Below are 18784 nucleotides of genomic sequence, written 5' to 3'. Positions count from 1 at the left end.
TTGTCGTCAAAATCGGTGTTGCAAAAACGGGAGTGACCATAGATTCCGTTTTCTCTATTCGCCCCTTTGTTGAGATATGACCCGCTCCCCGGATCATGGCTTGGCCTTCTTCGCGACCCTGGCTACTGCACGGGCCGCCTTGAGGCACTCATCGAACACTTTCCCCTTTGCGAAGCTGGGTGTTCGGTCGAAAAAGAAGGTGGCTTCTTTCACCCCCAGCGAGACCGCATGAGGGGGAAATTCCTCCTTCTCCAGCGTTGCCTTGATGTGCTTGGCAATGAACTCGCGTGGGTGCATGGATGCCTCCGTTCTTCCAGAAACTGGTCTCATCACACAAACGACAGGCAATAGGAGTCCGTGACCCGCTGTCGGGCCGCTATCGCTTGTGGGATAAAGGCCCCGTTGACGGGGCCAGGAGAGAGCTGTAACCACATGCATTGCACCTGTGGTGGTGGCTTGAGCACTTCACAGTGAGTCAGCCGTTCTTGCTGTCGGTACCGGTGCGCCCTCACGGGCAGACCTACCATTCGAAACGGTCGCCTCTCGGCGAGGGCCTGGGTGGCGCTTCACAGCGGGACCAGGCATCCGCTTAACCCTGCGGTGGGAGATGTGATCACCTCCTTGGGGTGGTCATATCGGTTGGTTGTGGTGGCCGGGTCTGACACCGGCCGAGGTCTAGGGGGCATCCCTACGAATGCCGGTTGGCGCAAAGACCTTCCCATTCACCACAACCGTGGATTGCATTGGTCTCCGGGTCTCTCGTGCGGTACCCCATGGGCCTTGGCTCACCTGCAATGCAATCCCGGTTGTGTCCCGGCCTTTCACCGGGTGGGTGGCTGGGGAGTCAGACCCGCCACTCGCTGTGTTCGCTATCACTTCAACTGTGCTGTCTTTCCAGCTGTCAGCCGGTCACTGCCTTAATTTCCATTCACCTTGGTCGGCATGCATTCCAGCCTTGCCAAGGGAGAGCGGGGAGGTTAGTCAGCCCGGTTGCCGGTGTTATTTCCCCAAGCGGTTTGTTGCCACCGCTGCCAGTGTTGTGCTGGTCCTCCGGCTGGGGTTGTCCATCGTGCGAAATCAATTTGCTAACTATTGGTTAGCATATGCTTGGTTTGCTTTAAGTCAACACCCAAAAGTTAGTTTTTCAATTTTTTAATTCAGGGTCAGTTGGTGCAAGCTGTGGTGACGCAAAGGAAGGGGTAATTTTCGGATCATTGCCCTGCCGCCCGTTGCTCCGAACCACTGGGAGCTGGACCCCAACGATCTCGGGTGTGACGATGGACCTGTACTGAGGGGGCTGTGGGTCGTACCCCGATTCGCATGAGGATTGAATATAACCGACGTGACTGTTATATTTAGGTGGCTAAACCCGTCAAGCCCTCAGGAGTGAATCATGACCGTAGTCACGACCGCCGATACCTTCCAACTGTACGCACTTGCAGCCCGACATGGGCTCAAGCTCCATGGCCCGCTGACTGTCAATGAGCTTGGGCTCGACTATAGGATCGTGATCGCCACCGTCGACGATGGACGTCGGTGGGTGCTGCGCATCCCGCGCCGAGCCGAGGTAAGCGCGAAGGTCGAACCAGAGGCGCGGGTGCTGGCAATGCTCAAGAATCGCCTGCCGTTCGCGGTGCCGGACTGGCGCGTGGCCAACGCCGAGCTCGTTGCCTATCCCATGCTCGAAGACTCGACTGCGATGGTCATCCAGCCTGGTTCGTCCACGCCCGACTGGGTCGTGCCGCAGGACTCGGAGGTCTTCGCGGAGAGCTTCGCGACCGCGCTCGCCGCCCTGCATGCCGTCCCCATTTCCGCCGCCGTGGATGCGGGGATGCTCATCCGTACACCGACGCAGGCCCGTCAGAAGGTGGCCGACGACGTTGACCGCGTCCGACGCGAGTTCGTGGTGAACGACAAGCGCCTCCACCGGTGGCAGCGCTGGCTCGACGACGATTCGTCGTGGCCAGATTTCTCCGTGGTGGTGCATGGCGATCTCTACGTGGGCCATGTGCTCATCGACAACACGGAGCGCGTCAGCGGGATGATCGACTGGAGCGAGGCCCGCGTTGATGACCCTGCCATCGACATGGCCGCGCACCTTATGGTCTTTGGTGAAGAGGGGCTCGCGAAGCTCCTCCTCACGTATGAAGCGGCCGGTGGCCGGGTGTGGCCGCGGCTCGCCCACCACATCGCGGAGCGCCTTGCGTTCGGGGCGGTCACCTACGCACTCTTCGCCCTCGACTCGGGTAACGAAGAGTACCTCGCTGCGGCGAAGGCGCAGCTCGCCGCAGCGGAATGAGCGAACGTCGATATAGCCCGCTCGCGACGCTGTTCGCGGCGACCTTTCTCTTCCGGATCGGCAACGCGGTGGCGGCCCTCGCGCTTCCATGGTTCGTCCTGTCTCATACAAAGAGCGCGGCCTGGGCGGGCGCCACGGCCGCTAGCAGCGTCATCGCGACCATCATCGGCGCGTGGGTTGGTGGTGGCCTCGTCGATCGGTTCGGGCGCGCGCCCGTCGCATTGATCTCGGGTGTGGTGGGCGGCGTGGCCATGGCGAGCATCCCACTGCTCGATGCCGTTGGCGCCCTCTCGAACACTGGGCTGATCGCTTGCGTGGTGCTCGGTGCCGCGTTCGACGCACCCGGTATGGCCGCGCAGGACAGTGAGCTGCCCAAACTCGGCCACGTCGCCGGGCTCTCCGTTGAGCGCGTCTCGTCACTGAAAGCGGTGATCGGGAACGTCGCGATTCTAGGTGGCCCGGCCCTTGGGGGGGCCGCAATCGGCCTGCTTGGCGCTGCGCCAACGCTCGGGCTGACGGCGTTCTGCTCCGTCCTTGCAGGTCTGCTCGGCGCGTGGGTGCTTCCCGCGCGTGCCGCTCGGACGATGACCACGACGGCGACTCTCTCCATGCGCGCCGGCGTCGCTTTTCTCTGGAGCGAACCCCTGCTGCGCCCTCTCTTTGGTATAGTGATGATCTTCGTGGGCATCGTTGGCGCCAACGGCAGCGTCATCATGCCTGCGCTGTTTGTAGATGCAGGACGCCAAGTAGCAGAGCTCGGGCTGTTCTCCTCAATGATGGGGGCTGGTGGTCTCCTTGGCATTGCCATTCATGCGTCGGTCGGCGCCCGGATATCAGCGCAGAACTGGCTGGCGGTGGCATTTTGTGGCTCTGCGGTGGGCTCGCTTCTGCTTTCACAGTTGCCAGGCGTGCCGGTGCTGATGTTGTTGGGCGCGCTCGTGGGACTGCTGACCGGCTCAGTCTCTCCCATTCTCAACGCTGCCATCTACAACCGCACGCCGCCAGAACTTCTCGGCCGGGTACTCGGCACGGTCTCGGCGGTGATGCTGTCAGCCTCGCCCATGGTTATGCTTGCGGCCGGCGCGTTTGTCGACCTTGCTGGTCCGCTCCCTGGCCTCGTTGTATCGGCCGTGTTTGCGGGGCTCGTGGCTCTACTCTCGCTCCGTCTTCAATTTGCTACAATGGCGGCGGCAGCCACAGCCTCCGCCCCAACCCATACAGAAGGTGAACACTGATGCCCCGCCCCAAGCTCAAGTCCGATGACGAGGTACTCGAGGCCGCCACCGTAGTGCTGAAGCGTTGCGGTCCCATAGAGTTCACGCTCAGCGGAGTAGCAAAGGAGGTGGGGCTCTCCCGCGCAGCGTTAATCCAGCGCTTCACCAACCGCGATACGCTGCTGGTGAGGATGATGGAGCGCGGCGTCGAGCAGGTGCGGCATTACCTGAATGCGATACCGATAGGCGCAGGGCCGCAAGGGCTCTGGGAATTTTTGCAGGTGCTCGTTCGGAGCATGAACACTCGCAACGACTTCTCGGTGAACTATCTCATCTCCTGGTACGAGCTCCAGGTGCCGGAGCTACGCACGCTTGCGATCCAGCGGAACCGCGCGGTGGTGGAGGGGATCCGCAAGCGACTGCCCCCAGGTGCTCCTGCGGCAGCTGAGTTGCTCCTGCACTCGGTCATCGCTGGCGCGACGATGCAGTGGGCCGTCGATCCGGATGGTGAGCTAGCTGATCATGTGCTGGCTCAGATCGCTGCCATCCTGTGTTTAATGTTTCCCGAACACGACGATTTCCAACTCCTCCAGGCACATGCGTAAACGGAGGTGTGCAGAGTCCCTGCGGCAGGCGACGAACACGACCGTCGTCGATTAGTACCGGTACGGTCGGTGGTATCGAAGTCTTGATCACCACTCAGGTCTACGGCTTACAAATGGTGACCATCCCGATACTTGCGTCAGAGCACCGGGCCGATTCTTTGACAGTGAATCACTCCCGTAAGGTTGTGCCGGTGTGGGTGTCCCGGGTCGAGACGATACTCCGCCAATGCGCCCAGCAAACAACCTGGCCATCGCAGGTGGTGGGGAGCGGTGTGGCGGATGAGTTGGACAAGTTGGTGTAGCAGCACGAGCACGGCGAGATAACATCGCAGGAGTTCGACATGCTCAAGAGACAGCTGATTGCGAATCGCGATGCAGATTCATAACCCGATTGCGGGTTGGCTTCACTCCACCATCACCGAGCAGACTAGCACGGCGGGCTCTGTTGCAAAGATTGGCGGCAGTCAGAGGTAGGCTGTCGCTCTGCGCCGATCAGGCGGCTGCTGCGAAATGGTGGTTGAGCATGCCCATGGCCTCCGTCAGCGCCGAGGGCCCAATGCCAAAAGCTCTCTCCACAAGGCGCACCTCGCCCCTGATGCCGGGCTGCAGGCACCAGGGGCGAGCCTGTCCTTTGCGCAGGGCTCGCATGACTTCGAATCCCTTGATCGTGGCATAGGCCGTGGGGATCGATTTGAAACCGCGCACCGGCTTGATCAGTATCTTGAGCTTTCCGTGATCGGCCTCGATCACGTTATTGAGATACTTCACCTGCCGGTGGGCCGTCTCCCGGTCCAGCTTTCCTTCGCGCTTCAATTCGGTGATCGCTGCACCATAGCTCGGCGCTTTGTCGGTATTGAGCGTGGCAGGCTTTTCCCAGTGCTTCAGGCCTCGCAGGGCCTTGCCCAGGAACCGCTTCGCTGCCTTGGCGCTGCGGGTCGGCGACAGGTAGAAATCGATCGTGTCGCCCCGCTTGTCGACTGCCCGGTACAGGTAGGTCCACTTGCCCCGCACCTTGACGTAGGTTTCATCCAGGCGCCAGCTCGGATCAAAGCCACGCCGCCAGAACCAGCGCAGCCGCTTCTCCATCTCCGGGGCGTAGCACTGGACCCAGCGATAGATCGTCGTATGGTCGACCGAAATGCCGCGTTCCGCCAGCATTTCCTCAAGGTCGCGATAGCTGATCGGATAGCGACAATACCAGCGCACCGCCCACAGGATCACATCACCCTGGAAATGGCGCCACTTGAAATCCGTCATCGTTCCGTCCGTCCAATCTCCGCCAAGCATGCTCAAGCTTCACGATTTTTGCAACAGAGCCCACACGAGTATTGAGCATAGTCGAGATTGGTGCAGATCACTTCTGATATTGAACTGTCAGGAGCTGGCTGCACAACAGCCATTACGCCCAATCAACTGGTGCAGTCGTCTTCTGAAAATGACATTTGGTATCTCTCATAAACGGATGTTTTTGAGAGAACTATCTTCGGCCTTCACACGCACGAAAGGCGGCGAAGCTCCGCCGTTAATCCGTCCGCCGGAGATCTCGCCCAGGCAGGCTGAAGGCCGAGCAAGCCTGACAGGCCCGAAAAGCCCGGCACGGGCGTCGGCGGCGATGACGGCGGCGGCATTATCCAGGGTTGATGATGGAAGTGGAGGATATCGACAACCTCTCGCGCAACCAAGACATCGCGGTCGGACTGCAAGTGATCTTGAAGCCACGGGCCCGTCCCACCCCGACATGGACCTCGATGCCCGAACGGACGTTAGATTTCGAGTTCTAGGCGTTCTGCGATGAAGGTTGGATCCCAGCCGGGATTGAAAGTGTCGACGTGGGTGAATCCGAGCCGCTCGTATAGGCCACGCAGGTTCGGGTGGCAGTCGAGCCGCAGCTTGGCGCACCCCTGCGTTCGCGCGGCATGGCGGCAAGCCTCGATCAGCGCGGAGCTGACACCCCGGCCCGCATGTGTCCGTCGCACCGCGAGCTTGTGCAGATATGCGGCCTCCCCCTTGAGGGCGTCGGGCCAGAACTCGGGATCCTCGGCCGACAAGGTGCAACAGCCGACGATGCCGTCGCTGCAACTCGCGACTAGGAGCTCGGATCTCAGGACGAAGGTCTCCGCGAATGTCCGGTCGATCCGCGCGACGTCCCAGGCGGGCGTTCCCTTGGCGGACATCCACGCCGCAGCGTCGTGCATCAGCCGCACAACCTCGTCGATATCACCCGAGCAGGCGACCCGAACGTTCGGAGGCTCCTCGCTGTCCATTCGCTCCCCTGGCGCGGTATGAACCGCCGCCTCATAGTGCAGTTTGATCCTGACGAGCCCAGCATGTCTGCGCCCACCTTCGCGGAACCTGACCAGGGTCCGCTAGCGGGCGGCCGGAAGGTGAATGCTAGGCATGATCTAACCCTCGGTCTCTGGCGTCGCGACTGCGAAATTTCGCGAGGGTTTCCGAGAAGGTGATTGCGCTTCGCAGATCTCCAGGCGCGTGGGTGCGGACGTAGTCAGCGCCATTGCCGATCGCGTGAAGTTCCGCCGCAAGGCTCGCTGGACCCAGATCCTTTACAGGAAGGCCAACGGTGGCGCCCAAGAAGGATTTCCGCGACACCGAGACCAATAGCGGAAGCCCCAACGCCGACTTCAGCTTTTGAAGGTTCGACAGCACGTGCAGCGATGTTTCCGGTGCGGGGCTCAAGAAAAATCCCATCCCCGGATCGAGGATGAGCCGGTCGGCAGCGACCCCGCTCCGTCGCAAGGCGGAAACCCGCGCCTCGAAGAACCGCACAATCTCGTCGAGCGCGTCTTCGGGTCGAAGGTGACCGGTGCGGGTGGCGATGCCATCCCGCTGCGCTGAGTGCATAACCACCAGCCTGCAGTCCGCCTCAGCAATATCGGGATAGAGCGCAGGGTCAGGAAATCCTTGGATATCGTTCAGGTAGCCCACGCCGCGCTTGAGCGCATAGCGCTGGGTTTCCGGTTGGAAGCTGTCGATTGAAACACGGTGCATCTGATCGGACAGGGCGTCTAAGAGCGGCGCAATACGTCTGATCTCATCGGCCGGCGATACAGGCCTCGCGTCCGGATGGCTGGCGGCCGGTCCGACATCCACGACGTCTGATCCGACTCGCAGCATTTCGATCGCCGCGGTGACAGCGCCGGCGGGGTCTAGCCGCCGGCTCTCATCGAAGAAGGAGTCCTCGGTGAGATTCAGAATGCCGAACACCGTCACCATGGCGTCGGCCTCCGCAGCGACTTCCACGATGGGGATCGGGCGAGCAAAAAGGCAGCAATTATGAGCCCCATACCTACAAAGCCCCACGCATCAAGCTTTTGCCCATGAAGCAACCAGGCAATGGCTGTAATTATGACGACGCCGAGTCCCGACCAGACTGCATAAGCAACACCGACAGGGATGGATTTCAGAACCAGAGAAAGAAAATAAAATGCGATGCCATAACCGATTATGACAACGGCGGAAGGGGCAAGCTTAGTAAAGCCCTCGCTAGATTTTAATGCGGATGTTGCGATTACTTCGCCAACTATTGCGATAACAAGAAAAAGCCAGCCTTTCATGATATATCTCCCAATTTGTGTAGGGCTTATTATGCACGCTTAAAAATAATAAAAGCAGACTTGACCTGATAGTTTGGCTGTGAGCAATTATGTGCTTAGTGCATCTAACGCCTGAAATAAGCCGTGCCGCGAAGCGGCATCGGCTTGATTGAATTGTGTACGCCCAGCATGGGCATGAACTAATGAGGTGAAAGTCCTCTGTAGGAAGGTCACCATCCTTAGCGATTTATGATCGTTATTAGATGTTAACTACTAGCGAATGGCAAGGGCGGCTCCGCGAGGAGTTGTCTGGAGGAAGCCGGACGCAAAGCTGCGAGCTGATGAACAAAAACATCATATGAGGCGTAGGCTGAAGGCGAGTTGGCACAAGACAACGAAGCCATGTGATCTAACGGCCACCGTAAATGATGCAGCAGTGCAGTGACAGTACATGCTCTTATCTGGGGAGATCTGCTTAACAAGCGATCGGTAATCCACCAGTGAGGCTCTGGTTAATAAGTGCCTTGGCTCTAAGGAATGTATCGACCTTGGAGAGCGAATTAGATGCAAACCGATAGCGCGAACAGAGGCAACTCTGTGAGTGATTAAGCAGAAGTCAGCAGACGGCATAGTAGCCAAACGCCCATCGTAATGGTTGGGACACGGTGAAGGCCTGAACATTAAGAACAAAGGAGGAGCCTTGTCACACTTGAACACACGAACGCCGTCCGGCGATGACGTGACTCAGCGTAGCGATATGAAGCCAGCCTTTAGCAACGATCTATTCGAGCACGTGCTGCAGGAAGATAACCTCTCTGCGGCATGGAAACGCGTTCGAGCCAATAAAGGGGCCGCTGGCATCGATGGCATGACCATCGATGAATTCCCCGCTTGGGTAAGATCCGGCAACTGGAAAGCATTGAAACAACAACTGGTAACAGGCTGTTATCAACCCTCACCGGTAAGGCGTGTTGAAATAGCTAAACCAGATGGCGGCACTCGTCAGCTGGGTATTCCAACCGTTACTGATCGTGTAATCCAACAAGCCATTACCCAAGTATTAACACCTATTTTCGACCCTGAGTTTTCTGAACACAGTTTTGGATTCCGTCCAGGTCGTAATGGGCAGCAAGCGGTTAAGCAGGTACAGAGCATCATCAAGGAAGGACGCCGCTTCGCGGTGGATGTTGATCTGTCGAAGTTCTTTGACCGAGTTAATCACGATCTACTGATGACGCGCCTTGGCGACAAGGTGAAAGACAAACGTCTGCTTAGACTGATTAAACGTTACCTGAGAGCTGGGTTTATCGATAATCAGTTCAAAGGTGAGAGTCGAGTGGGTGTACCGCAAGGTGGGCCATTGTCGCCGTTACTGGCGAATATCATGCTCGACTCTTTGGATAAAGAACTTGAAAAACGCGGTCATAAGTTTGCCCGCTACGCGGATGATTTCACGATTCTAGTGAAGAGCCAGCGAGCTGGAGAACGCGTGTTGCGCAGTATCAGTCAGTACTTGCAAAACCGTTTGAAGTTAGTGGTCAACACTAACAAAAGTCGTGTGGTTAAAACCAATGAAAGCCAGTTCTTGGGCTTTACGTTCAAGGCGAATCGCATTCATTGGCATCCGAAAACGCTGCTGAAATTTAAGCAGAATGTTCGCAAACTCACGAATCGCAACTGGGGCGTGTCAATGAAATACCAGCTATTTAAGATCAGCCAATATTTACGCGGCTGGATAAACTACTTTGGTATTGCCAGTGGCTATCAGCACTGCGTTGAGCTGGATCATTGGATCCGGCGCAGGGTGCGAATGGCCTATTGGCGACAGTGGCGCAAGCCACGCACTAAAGTAAGAAACTTAATGCGGCTGGGTGTTCATGTACAGGCTGCAGTTGCATGCGGTATTACCAGCAAAGGCCCATGGCGCAGCTCTAAAACTCCGGGAATTAATCAGGCATTATCAAATGCTTACTTAAAATCTCAGGGTCTGTACGCATTGCGCGATGGTTGGATTAAGCTTCACCACTCTTAGTGAAACGCCCTGTGCGGAGCCGCATGCAGGGTGTTGTGGGGGCTGAGGGCTAGAAACCCTCGGCTACCCGATTAGACGGCAAACTCGAGCCAATACTTGTGCAGGCCAACAATATTAGACGAGCACAGCATGGGCATTGCCGCTTTGATCTTCTCCAGTGACCAATTCCACCACTCCATCTCCAGAAGCAATGAAATTTCCTCATCGGTGAAGCGTTTCTTAATCTTCTTAGCGGGATTGCCGCCAACGATAGCGTAAGGCTCCACATCTTTTGTCACCAACGAGCGGCTGCCTATCACCGCACCGTGCCCGATCTTGATTCCGGGCATGACCATTGCCTCAGAGCCGATCCAAACGTCATTGCCAATGACAGTATTACCTGCTTTTTGGAAGGCATCGAGTGCGCTTGAGAATGCAGGTTCTTCCTGCATATAAAAGAACGGGAAAGATGATGCCCAGTCGTACCGATGCCCCTGATTGCCAGCCATGATAAAGGAAGCCCCACTCCCGATAGAGCAGAAACTACCGATGATCAACTTATCAACGTCATCACGGTCCGGAAACAGATACCGTGCGCAGTCATCGAATGAGTGCCCATGATAGTAGCCAGAGTAATAGCTGTACCGCCCAACTTTGATATTGGGGTTCTTCACTTGCTCAGAAAGCAGCTTGCCTTTGAAGGGGCTATCAAAGTAGTTGGTCATAAGAGATCCCGCGGTCTGTGACTTTGCCGTCTAACGTTTGACATGAGGGGCGGCCAAGGGCGCCAGCCCTTGGACGTCCCCCTCGATGGAAGGGTTAGGCATCACTGCGTGTTCGCTCGAATGCCTGGCGTGTTTGAACCATGTACACGGCTGGACCATCTGGGGTGGTTACGGTACCTTGCCTCTCAAACCCCGCTTTCTCGTAGCATCGGATCGCTCGCAAGTTGCTCGGCGACGGGTCCGTTTGGATCTTGGTGACCTCGGGATCATTGAACAGCAACTCAACCAGAGCTCGAACCAGCTTGGTTCCCAAGCCTTTGCCCAGTTGTGATGCATTCGCCAGTGACTGGTCTATTCCGCGTACTCCTGGATCGGTTTCTTCTTCCCACCATCCGTCCCCGCTTCCAAGAGCAACGTACGACTGGGCATACCCAATCGGCTCTCCATTCAGCATTGCAATGTATGGAGTGACGGACTCTTGCGCTAAAACGCTTGGCAAGTACTGTTCCTGTACGTCAGCAAGTGTCGGGCGTGCTTCTTCTCCGCCCCACCACTCGACGATATGAGATCGATTTAGCCACTCATAGAGCATCGCAAGGTCATGCTCAGTCATGAGGCGCAGTGTGACGGAATCGTTGCTGTTGGTCACGATGCTGTACTTTGTGATGCCTAACGTTTGACGTGAGGGGCCGCCGTAGCGGCGAAGCCGCGAAGGGAACCCGCAAGCGCAGCTTGTGGGCGGTCCCTCTCGACGGAATGGTTAGATGCGACCGTTTTAGTGAACACTTGCCTTAGATAGCAAGTTGAGCACAGCAACGCCGCTGATAATGAAGCCGACACCAACAAATCCCCACATATCTAGTTTTTGACCATGCAAAACCCATGCAATCGCAGTGACCAAGACGATCCCGAGGCCCGACCAAACTGCGTAGGCGATTCCAACAGGAATCGATTTGAGTGTCAGCGACAGGAAATAAAAAGCAGCAGCGTATCCCGCTACGACGATAAAAGACGGTACTAACCTAGTAAAGCCCTCACTAGACTTGAGCGCAGAGGTTGCAATGACCTCAAAAATAATGGACGTAGCCAGAAATAACCAATTTTTCAAAATATTTATCCATGGAGTTCCGCGAATAAATTTTAGGTTCGATTTAAGAAAAAAAACAGTCTTGTTGCTGGCCGAAATTTGTGCGCACAGCAAAGCATCTAACGCCGAGTTCAGCGGCAGTTTTTAAGTTGTGGTTTTATGGAATATTTTTGCGAAGCAAAACCATAAAACCGCGACTTAAAAACTGTCCAGTGCGCGCAGCGCACGATGCTGCAACGACTTGTTAGAAATTTAGTTGCTTAGTTTTGATGGTTTTTTACTTTCGTTTAACCCTTTAACCGCCTGCTCTAATGTAAGTTTCAAGAGTGATGCGTCTCCAGCTTCACTGTGACTTGGAACAACCAGTTTTGCCTTACCATATTTGGATATTAATAATTTAGCGGACTTTGGCCAAGCTTCTAAATTTGCGTCACCCAAATTACCTAGACCGTACGGTTTAATAAAACAACCACCGAATAATATTTTCCTTTCAGGCAGCCAAACTACTAGGTTATCTGGAGTGTGTCCTGGGCCTGGATAAAAAACTTCAATTTTATTTTTAACTAGCCAATAGTTAACCCCGCCAAATGAATTTTTAGCTTGAACCTTACCGTCTTTTTTAAGCAGCTCATTAGTTAATTCAGACGCATACGTGGGGATGGATTGAGAATTAAGCCACTCTATTCCGCCCGTGCTGTCACTATGAAAATGAGAGGAAATACTGCCTTTTATTTTATAGCCACGTTCCACAAACCAAGTGACTAACTTTTCAGTATCTTTAGCCGTAAATGGAGTGTCAATTAGATAAGCTTCAGCATCTACAAGAACAACCAAACCATGTTTAGGAACAACGCCCCACCCGTTAACTTCTTCAAACGAAGTATGAACATAAACGCCTTCATCAAGTTTTTCAATTTTTAAATCTGGCAAAGGCTCTGCTGCGGTAGCAATGCTACAAAACAAAAATATAAAGAATACAGATAACTTGCTCATACTTTCCCTTTTCTAACTTTGTTTTAGGGCGACTGCCCTGCTGCGTAACATCGTTGCTGCTCCATAACATCAAACATCGACCCACGGCGTAACGCGCTTGCTGCTTGGATGCCCGAGGCATAGACTGTACAAAAAAACAGTCATAACAAGCCATGAAAACCGCCACTGCGCCGTTACCACCGCTGCGTTCGGTCAAGGTTCTGGACCAGTTGCGTGAGCGCATACGCTACTTGCATTACAGCTTACCAACCGAACAGGCTTATGTCAACTGGGTTCGTGCCTTCATCCGTTTCCACGGTGTGCGTCACCCGGCAACCTTGGGCAGCAGCGAAGTCGAGGCATTTCTGTCCTGGCTGGCGAACGAGCGCAAGGTTTCGGTCTCCACGCATCGTCAGGCATTGGCGGCCTTGCTGTTCTTCTACGGCAAGGTGCTGTGCACGGATCTGCCCTGGCTTCAGGAGATCGGAAGACCTCGGCCGTCGCGGCGCTTGCCGGTGGTGCTGACCCCGGATGAAGTGGTTCGCATCCTCGGTTTTCTGGAAGGCGAGCATCGTTTGTTCGCCCAGCTTCTGTATGGAACGGGCATGCGGATCAGTGAGGGTTTGCAACTGCGGGTCAAGGATCTGGATTTCGATCACGGCACGATCATCGTGCGGGAGGGCAAGGGCTCCAAGGATCGGGCCTTGATGTTACCCGAGAGCTTGGCACCCAGCCTGCGCGAGCAGCTGTCGCGTGCACGGGCATGGTGGCTGAAGGACCAGGCCGAGGGCCGCAGCGGCGTTGCGCTTCCCGACGCCCTTGAGCGGAAGTATCCGCGCGCCGGGCATTCCTGGCCGTGGTTCTGGGTTTTTGCGCAGCACACGCATTCGACCGATCCACGGAGCGGTGTCGTGCGTCGCCATCACATGTATGACCAGACCTTTCAGCGCGCCTTCAAACGTGCCGTAGAACAAGCAGGCATCACGAAGCCCGCCACACCGCACACCCTCCGCCACTCGTTCGCGACGGCCTTGCTCCGCAGCGGTTACGACATTCGAACCGTGCAGGATCTGCTCGGCCATTCCGACGTCTCTACGACGATGATTTACACGCATGTGCTGAAAGTTGGCGGTGCCGGAGTGCGCTCACCGCTTGATGCGCTGCCGCCCCTCACTAGTGAGAGGTAGGGCAGCGCAAGTCAATCCTGGCGGATTCACTACCCCTGCGCGAAGGCCATCGGTGCCGCATCGAACGGCCGGTTGCGGAAAGTCCTCCCTGCGTCCGCTGATGGCCGGCAGCAGCCCGTCGTTGCCTGATGGATCCAACCCCTCCGCTGCTATAGTGCAGTCGGCTTCTGACGTTCAGTGCAGCCGTCTTCTGAAAACGACACCATGTGCAAACGATGTCAGAATAGAGTTAAATTTCCTATTGATTGACATATTCCGTCAAAGGTAATAGATTTCATCCTGACACTTTTGCCTTTGGAGGCATCTTGCAAGGTCAACGCATCGGCTATGTCCGCGTCAGCAGCTTCGACCAGAACCCGGAACGGCAATTGGAGGGTGTTCAGGTGGCGCGGGTGTTCACCGACAAGGCTTCTGGCAAGGACACCCAGCGTCCCGAGCTGGAAAGGCTGCTGGCCTTCGTCCGCGAGGGCGACACCGTGGTGGTGCATAGCATGGACAGGCTGGCACGCAACCTTGATGACCTGCGCCGCATCGTCCAAGGGCTGACACAACGGGGCGTGCGCATGGAGTTCGTCAAAGAAGGGCTGAAGTTCACCGGCGAGGACTCACCGATGGCCAATCTGATGCTGTCGGTCATGGGAGCCTTCGCTGAGTTCGAGCGCGCCCTGATCCGCGAACGTCAGCGCGAGGGAATCGTGCTGGCCAAGCAGCGCGGTGCCTACCGGGGACGAAAGAAATCGCTGAACAGCGAACAAATTGCCGAGTTGAAACGGCGAGTTGCGGCAGGCGACCAAAAAACCTTGGTGGCCCGTGACTTCGGCATCAGCCGCGAAACCTTGTACCAGTACCTGCGGGAAGACTGACCATGCCACGCCGCTCAATCCTGTCCGCCACCGAGCGCGAAAGCCTGCTGGCACTGCCAGATGCCAAAGACGAACTGATACGGCACTACACGTTCAACGAAACCGACCTGTCGGTGATCCGTCAGCGTCGCGGCGCCGCGAATCGATTGGGCTTCGCTGTGCAGCTTTGCTACTTGCGATTCCCTGGCACCTTTTTGGGCGTCGATGAGCCTCCGTTTCCGCCCCTGTTGCGCATGGTGGCCGCGCAACTCAAGATGCCAGTGGAAAGTTGGAGCGAGTACGGCCAGCGCGAACAGACACGGCGGGAGCACTTGGTCGAGCTGCAAACGGTTTTTGGGTTCAAGCCCTTCACCATGAGCCACTATCGGCAAGCCGTGCATACATTGACCGAGCTGGCCTTGCAGACCGACAAAGGCATCGTGCTGGCGAGCGCACTTGTCGAGAATCTGCGGCGGCAGAGCATTATCCTGCCCGCCATGAATGCCATCGAGCGCGCAAGCGCCGAGGCCATCACCCGTGCCAACCGACGCATTTACGCGGCGCTGACCGATTCTTTGTTATCACCCCACCGTCAGCGCCTGGACGAACTTCTCAAGCGCAAGGACGGCAGTAAAGTGACGTGGCTGGCATGGCTGCGCCAGTCGCCTGCCAAACCGAACTCTCGCCACATGCTCGAACATATTGAGCGCCTGAAATCCTGGCAAGCACTTGATCTGCCCGCAGGCATCGAGCGGCAGGTTCACCAGAACCGCCTGCTCAAAATCGCTCGTGAAGGTGGCCAGATGACGCCTGCTGATCTGGCAAAGTTCGAGGTGCAACGACGCTATGCCACGCTGGTAGCGCTGGCCATCGAAGGCATGGCCACCGTCACCGATGAAATCATCGACCTTCACGATCGCATCATCGGCAAGCTGTTCAACGCGGCCAAGAACAAGCATCAGCAGCAGTTCCAGGCTTCCGGCAAGGCGATCAACGACAAGGTGCGGATGTATGGGCGCATCGGTCAAGCGTTGATTGAGGCCAAGCAAAGCGGCAGCGATCCGTTCGCCGCCATCGAGGCCGTTATGCCCTGGGACACCTTCGCCGCCAGCGTCACCGAAGCGCAAACATTGGCGCGGCCTGCCGACTTTGATTTCCTGCACCACATCGGTGAAAGCTATGCCACGCTACGCCGCTACGCGCCGCAGTTCCTGGGCGTGCTCAAATTGCGGGCTGCGCCCGCCGCCAAGGGTGTGCTCGATGCCATCGACATGCTGCGCGGCATGAACAGCGACAGCGCGCGCAAGGTGCCCGCCGATGCGCCAACCGCATTCATCAAGCCGCGCTGGGCAAAGCTGGTTCTGACCGACGACGGCATCGACCGGCGTTACTACGAGTTATGCGCCCTGTCGGAGCTGAAGAACGCGCTGCGCTCCGGTGATGTCTGGGTGCAGGGTTCTCGCCAGTTCAAGGACTTCGACGAATACCTGGTGCCGGTCGAGAAGTTCGCCACTTTGAAGCTGGCCAGCGAATTGCCGCTGGCAGTGGCCACCGACTGCGACCAATACCTGCATGACCGGTTGGAATTGTTGGAGGCGCAACTCGCCACAGTCAACCGCATGGCTGCGGCCAACGACTTACCGGATGCCATCATCACCACCGCGTCAGGCCTGAAGATCACGCCGCTGGACGCGGCAGTACCAGACGCCGCGCAAGCCATGATCGACCAGACAGCTATGCTGCTGCCGCACCTCAAAATCACCGAGTTGCTGATGGAGGTCGATGAATGGACGGGCTTCACCCGCCACTTCACACACCTGAAGACCAGCGACACGGCCAAGGACAAAACCTTGCTGTTGACGACGATCCTGGCCGACGCGATCAACCTGGGTCTGACCAAAATGGCCGAGTCCTGCCCTGGCACCACCTACGCCAAGCTGTCTTGGCTGCAAGCCTGGCACATCCGCGATGAAACCTATTCGACGGCGCTGGCCGAGCTGGTGAATGCGCAGTTTCGGCAACCCTTCGCCGGCAACTGGGGTGACGGCACCACGTCATCGTCGGACGGCCAGAACTTCAGAACCGGCAGCAAAGCAGAAAGCACTGGTCATATCAACCCGAAGTATGGAAGCAGTCCAGGACGGACTTTCTACACCCATATCTCCGACCAGTACGCGCCCTTCAGTGCCAAGGTGGTCAACGTGGGCATTCGTGATTCAACTTACGTGCTTGATGGCCTGCTGTACCACGAGTCGGACTTGCGCATCGAGGAACACTACACCGACACGGCAGGCTTCACCGATCACGTGTTTGGCTTGATGCATTTGCTGGGATTTCGCTTCGCGCCGCGTATCCGTGACTTGGGCGAAACCAAGCTATTCATCCCCAAGGGCGATGCCGCCTATGACGCGCTCAAGCCGATGATTAGCAGCGACAGGCTGAACATCAAGCAAATACGCGCCCATTGGGATGAAATTCTGCGGCTGGCCACCTCCATCAAGCAAGGCACGGTAACGGCTTCGCTGATGCTGCGCAAACTCGGCAGCTACCCGCGCCAGAACGGCTTGGCCGTGGCGTTGCGCGAGCTGGGGCGCATCGAGCGCACGCTGTTCATTTTGGATTGGCTGCAAAGCGTGGAGCTGCGCCGCCGCGTCCATGCGGGGCTGAATAAGGGCGAGGCGCGCAACGCGCTGGCCAGGGCGGTCTTCTTCTACCGATTGGGTGAAATCCGCGACCGCAGTTTTGAGCAGCAGCGCTACCGGGCCAGCGGCCTCAATCTGGTGACGGCGGCCATCGTGTTGTGGAACACGGTATATCTGGAGCGTGCCACCAGTGCTTTGCGTGGCAACGGCACGGCGCTGGACGACACATTGTTGCAATATCTGTCGCCGCTGGGGTGGGAGCACATCAACCTGACCGGCGATTACCTATGGCGCAGCAGCGCCAAGGTCGGTGCGGGGAAGTTTAGGCCATTGCGACCGCTGCCACCGGCTTAGCGTGCTTTATTTAATGAGATGGTCACTCCCTCCTTCCCAGTACTATGCTGAGGACAGGCTTTCATTCGGAGAACCATCATGGAAAACATTGCGCTTATTGGTATCGATCTGGGTAAGAACTCTTTCCATATTCATTGTCAGGATCATCGTGGGAAGGCCGTTTACCGTAAAAAATTCACCCGACCAAAGCTAATCGAATTTCTGGCGACATGCCCGGCAACAACCATCGCGATGGAAGCCTGTGGCGGTTCTCACTTTATGGCACGCAAGCTGGCAGAGTTAGGGCATTTTCCAAAGCTGATATCACCGCAATTTGTCCGCCCATTCGTTAAAAGCAACAAAAATGACTTCGTTGATGCTGAAGCTATCTGTGAAGCAGCATCACGTCCATCTATGCGTTTCGTGCAGCCCAGAACCGAATCTCAGCAGGCAATGCGAGCTCTGCATCGTGTCCGTGAATCCCTGGTTCAGGATAAGGTGAAAACAACTAATCAGATGCATGCTTTTCTGCTGGAATTTGGTATCAGCGTTCCGCGAGGTGCTGCCGTTATTAGTCGACTGAGTACCCTTCTTGAGGACAGTAGTTTGCCTCTTTATCTCAGCCAGTTACTGCTGAAATTACAACAGCATTATCACTATCTTGTTGAGCAGATTAAAGATCTGGAATCTCAGTTGAAACGAAAGTTGGACGAAGATGAGGTTGGACAGCGCTTGCTGAGTATTCCCTGCGTTGGAACGCTGACTGCCAGTACTATTTCAACTGAGATTGGCGACGGGAAGCAGTACGCCAGCAGCCGTGACTTTGCGGCGGCAACAGGGCTGGTACCCCGACAGTACAGCACGGGAGGTCGGACGACATTGTTAGGGATTAGCAAGCGGGGCAACAAAAAGATCCGAACTTTGTTGGTTCAGTGTGCCAGGGTATTCATACAAAAACTGGAACACCAGTCTGGCAAGTTGGCCGACTGGGTCAGGGAGTTGTTGTGTCGGAAAAGCAACTTTGTCGTCACCTGTGCTCTGGCAAACAAGCTGGCCAGAATAGCCTGGGCACTGACGGCGCGACAGCAAACTTACGAAGCATAAAGGCAGAAATACACCAGTTTAAACAATCATTCATCTGGTTTTGCGAATACTGATATTGATGATACTAACGGCCCACCGGCCTGTTGAGGAACCTGTAAAACGGAAAGGCTCATTGAAGCCGTATATTTTCTGGAGGTTCATCAGGCGCGGAACTCATCGAGGCGCGGGAATAAAATCCCATTCAGACGCCGGATAGATTCAAGCAAGCCAAC

At 56.5% G+C, this 18784-nt stretch carries 19 protein-coding genes; 9 read left to right on the top strand and 10 right to left on the bottom strand.

All coding sequences use genetic code 11. The annotated features are described in order from the left end of the window. Positions 1-93: 93 nt before the first annotated feature. Both CYG50_RS00400 and CYG50_RS00395 read right to left on the bottom strand, forming a co-directional pair. Positions 94-297 (bottom strand): hypothetical protein, encoded by a 204-nt coding sequence (locus CYG50_RS00400; protein WP_000553518.1) that lies wholly within the window; start codon positions 295-297, stop codon positions 94-96. 378 nt (positions 298-675) lie between these two features. Continuing rightward, positions 676-876 (bottom strand): hypothetical protein, encoded by a 201-nt coding sequence (locus tag CYG50_RS00395; RefSeq protein WP_148241588.1) that lies wholly within the window; start codon positions 874-876, stop codon positions 676-678. Positions 877-1393: 517 nt separating this feature from the next. Between CYG50_RS00395 and CYG50_RS00390 the strand changes: the two genes are divergently transcribed. The 3 genes from CYG50_RS00390 to mphR(A) are packed head-to-tail and all read left to right on the top strand — an operon-like array spanning position 1394 to position 4118. After that, positions 1394-2299 carry an Mph(A) family macrolide 2'-phosphotransferase gene (locus tag CYG50_RS00390; RefSeq protein WP_000219387.1) on the top strand — a complete coding sequence of 302 codons (906 nt, stop codon included), beginning with the start codon at positions 1394-1396 and terminating at the stop codon, positions 2297-2299. After that, entirely contained in the window at positions 2296-3534 is a 1239-nt protein-coding gene (gene mrx(A), locus CYG50_RS00385) for a phosphorylated macrolide efflux MFS transporter Mrx(A) (protein ID WP_000004159.1), read from the top strand. The genes CYG50_RS00390 and mrx(A) overlap by 4 nt, the downstream gene beginning before the upstream one ends. Beyond that, on the top strand, positions 3534-4118 hold the full coding sequence (mphR(A), locus tag CYG50_RS00380) for a macrolide-binding transcriptional repressor MphR(A) (RefSeq protein WP_001137892.1): 585 nt from the start codon (positions 3534-3536) through the stop codon (positions 4116-4118). The genes mrx(A) and mphR(A) overlap by 1 nt, the downstream gene beginning before the upstream one ends. Before the next feature lie 492 nt (positions 4119-4610). Here mphR(A) and CYG50_RS00365 read toward each other — a convergent pair whose 3' ends face one another. Beyond that, on the bottom strand, positions 4611-5375 hold the full coding sequence (locus tag CYG50_RS00365) for an IS6-like element IS6100 family transposase (RefSeq protein ID WP_001389365.1): 765 nt from the start codon (positions 5373-5375) through the stop codon (positions 4611-4613). Positions 5376-5462: 87 nt separating this feature from the next. Here CYG50_RS00365 and CYG50_RS23685 point away from each other — a divergent pair, with 87 nt between their 5' ends. Then, positions 5463-5576 carry a hypothetical protein gene (locus CYG50_RS23685; protein ID WP_001297012.1) on the top strand — a complete coding sequence of 38 codons (114 nt, stop codon included), beginning with the start codon at positions 5463-5465 and terminating at the stop codon, positions 5574-5576. 305 nt (positions 5577-5881) lie between these two features. On the opposite strand, the gene CYG50_RS00355 is transcribed toward CYG50_RS23685, so the two are convergent. From CYG50_RS00355 to CYG50_RS00340, 3 genes are all read right to left on the bottom strand, one after another. Continuing rightward, on the bottom strand, positions 5882-6382 hold the full coding sequence (locus CYG50_RS00355; protein ID WP_000376623.1) for a GNAT family N-acetyltransferase: 501 nt from the start codon (positions 6380-6382) through the stop codon (positions 5882-5884). Between the two features lie 127 nt (positions 6383-6509). Next, the gene (gene sul1 / locus CYG50_RS00345; protein ID WP_000259031.1) at positions 6510-7349 is read right to left on the bottom strand and encodes a sulfonamide-resistant dihydropteroate synthase Sul1; all 840 of its coding nucleotides are present in this window, start codon (positions 7347-7349) and stop codon (positions 6510-6512) included. After that, positions 7343-7690 (bottom strand): quaternary ammonium compound efflux SMR transporter QacE delta 1, encoded by a 348-nt coding sequence (locus tag CYG50_RS00340; RefSeq protein ID WP_000679427.1) that lies wholly within the window; start codon positions 7688-7690, stop codon positions 7343-7345. Before CYG50_RS00340 ends, sul1 begins: the two co-directional genes overlap by 7 nt. A gap of 679 nt (positions 7691-8369) precedes the next feature. Here CYG50_RS00340 and ltrA point away from each other — a divergent pair. Beyond that, positions 8370-9701, top strand: a complete 1332-nt coding sequence (gene ltrA, locus CYG50_RS00335; protein WP_069625236.1) for a group II intron reverse transcriptase/maturase — start codon at positions 8370-8372, stop codon at positions 9699-9701. A 71-nt stretch (positions 9702-9772) separates the two neighbouring features. On the opposite strand, the gene CYG50_RS00330 is transcribed toward ltrA, so the two are convergent. The 4 genes from CYG50_RS00330 to CYG50_RS00315 all read right to left on the bottom strand — a co-directional run bounded on the left by CYG50_RS00330 (position 9773) and on the right by CYG50_RS00315 (position 12485). Then, a complete protein-coding gene (locus tag CYG50_RS00330) occupies positions 9773-10405 on the bottom strand; it encodes a type B-3 chloramphenicol O-acetyltransferase CatB3 (RefSeq protein ID WP_000186237.1) in 633 nt (210 codons plus the stop codon). A gap of 94 nt (positions 10406-10499) precedes the next feature. Next, positions 10500-11054 carry an aminoglycoside N-acetyltransferase AAC(6')-Ib4 gene (locus tag CYG50_RS00325; protein ID WP_003159191.1) on the bottom strand — a complete coding sequence of 185 codons (555 nt, stop codon included), beginning with the start codon at positions 11052-11054 and terminating at the stop codon, positions 10500-10502. A gap of 126 nt (positions 11055-11180) precedes the next feature. After that, positions 11181-11513 (bottom strand): quaternary ammonium compound efflux SMR transporter QacG2, encoded by a 333-nt coding sequence (qacG2, locus tag CYG50_RS00320; RefSeq protein WP_015063357.1) that lies wholly within the window; start codon positions 11511-11513, stop codon positions 11181-11183. A gap of 231 nt (positions 11514-11744) precedes the next feature. After that, on the bottom strand, positions 11745-12485 hold the full coding sequence (locus CYG50_RS00315) for a subclass B1 metallo-beta-lactamase IMP-4 (protein ID WP_015060105.1): 741 nt from the start codon (positions 12483-12485) through the stop codon (positions 11745-11747). Positions 12486-12637: 152 nt separating this feature from the next. Here CYG50_RS00315 and intI1 point away from each other — a divergent pair, with 152 nt between their 5' ends. The 4 genes from intI1 to CYG50_RS00290 all read left to right on the top strand — a co-directional run bounded on the left by intI1 (position 12638) and on the right by CYG50_RS00290 (position 18572). Next, positions 12638-13651: a class 1 integron integrase IntI1 gene (intI1, locus tag CYG50_RS00310; RefSeq protein ID WP_002075255.1), complete on the top strand. Its 1014-nt coding sequence runs from the start codon at positions 12638-12640 to the stop codon at positions 13649-13651. A gap of 305 nt (positions 13652-13956) precedes the next feature. Next, complete coding sequence (locus CYG50_RS00300; protein ID WP_001162012.1) at positions 13957-14514, top strand: recombinase family protein; 558 nt, start codon at positions 13957-13959, stop codon at positions 14512-14514. 2 nt (positions 14515-14516) lie between these two features. Beyond that, positions 14517-17489 carry a Tn3 family transposase gene (locus tag CYG50_RS00295; protein WP_001138073.1) on the top strand — a complete coding sequence of 991 codons (2973 nt, stop codon included), beginning with the start codon at positions 14517-14519 and terminating at the stop codon, positions 17487-17489. Positions 17490-17567: 78 nt separating this feature from the next. Then, positions 17568-18572 carry an IS110-like element IS5075 family transposase gene (locus CYG50_RS00290; protein WP_000427614.1) on the top strand — a complete coding sequence of 335 codons (1005 nt, stop codon included), beginning with the start codon at positions 17568-17570 and terminating at the stop codon, positions 18570-18572. The last annotated feature ends 212 nt before the right edge of the window (positions 18573-18784 follow it).

The organism is Providencia huaxiensis, from assembly GCF_002843235.3.
Lineage (GTDB): Bacteria > Pseudomonadota > Gammaproteobacteria > Enterobacterales > Enterobacteriaceae > Providencia > Providencia huaxiensis.
Note: the sequence above shows the minus strand (reverse complement) of the source record. Positions and strands in the feature narration are given on the sequence as shown.